The following is an 870-nucleotide window of genomic DNA, read 5'->3' on the forward strand; positions in this document are numbered from 1 at the left end:
TCGACTGACGCCAGCGTGCCGGCCGCAGCGGCGTCAGCCGCACGCCGTCAGTCGCGCCTTCAGCCGCGGCGCGCGAGCCACACGCCGACGAGCGCGGACAGGCCGGTCACCACGACGCCGGGCGCGAACCGGAACATTCGCGCGTTGATGTCCACGCCCTGCTGCTGCAACACGTCGACGATCCCCGGCGCCAGCAGCAGCGTCACCCAGCCGATCACCCCGAACGCGGTGGTCGCGGTCGCGACGAGGAGCGCGATGCCCGCGCCGCGCGCGCGTGGCCGGAACGCGCCGGCGAACGCGCCCACGACCAGGAGCACAGCCGACAACCCGATCAGCACGGCGACGAACACCAGCATCGCCCCCGTATGGCCGAGCTTCAGGAACGCCATCATCTGCGCGGTGATCACGCACATGCCCGCGATCGTGAACATCACGATCGCCAGCGCATTGCGCACGAAGCTCACGCGTTCGCCTGGAAATACGCGGTCGCGGGGCGCCGGAACATCAGGTAGACGAACAGCGCGAACAACAGGACGCCCGGGATCAGCACCGCGTACATCGACGCCGGCATGTTGATGAACGAGAACGCGAAACTGAACACGGCCGTCGCGATGTAGGTCTTGCGCGACCATTCGCGGCCCTTGAGGATCGCGATGCCGACCACGACGTTCACGACTTCGAGGATCACGCTGATGCCGAGCGTCGCCCAGACGGGCAGCAGGTAGTGCGACAGCAGCGCCTGGGTGGTCGGCATGCCGATCGTGAAGGGCGTATAGATGCACGTGATCGCGTTGGTCACGATGATGATCCACGCGAGAATGGTCAGCGAAATCGGTCTTTTCATTGTGTTTTCCTTGTTATTCGCCGCCA

The 870-nt window shown here is 66.0% G+C and carries 2 protein-coding genes; both read right to left on the reverse strand.

The genetic code is table 11. The features are described from left to right. Positions 1-59: 59 nt before the first annotated feature. Complete coding sequence (locus tag G3N93_RS40375) at positions 60-464, reverse strand: hypothetical protein (RefSeq protein ID WP_206135565.1); 405 nt, start codon at positions 462-464, stop codon at positions 60-62. Next, entirely contained in the window at positions 461-844 is a 384-nt protein-coding gene (locus G3N93_RS40380; protein ID WP_174935832.1) for a hypothetical protein, read from the reverse strand. Before G3N93_RS40380 ends, G3N93_RS40375 begins: the two co-directional genes overlap by 4 nt. Between the last annotated feature and the right edge of the window lie 26 nt (positions 845-870).

Origin of the sequence: Burkholderia sp. Se-20378, assembly GCF_017104665.1 — a bacterium.
Classification (GTDB): Bacteria; Pseudomonadota; Gammaproteobacteria; order Burkholderiales; family Burkholderiaceae; genus Burkholderia; species Burkholderia lata.

Bases quoted from the DNA above. Each gene is read 5' to 3' on its own strand.
- G3N93_RS40380 (WP_174935832.1), bottom strand. From the start codon at position 844: ATGAAAAGACCGATTTCGCTGACCATTCTCGCGTGGATCATCATCGTG.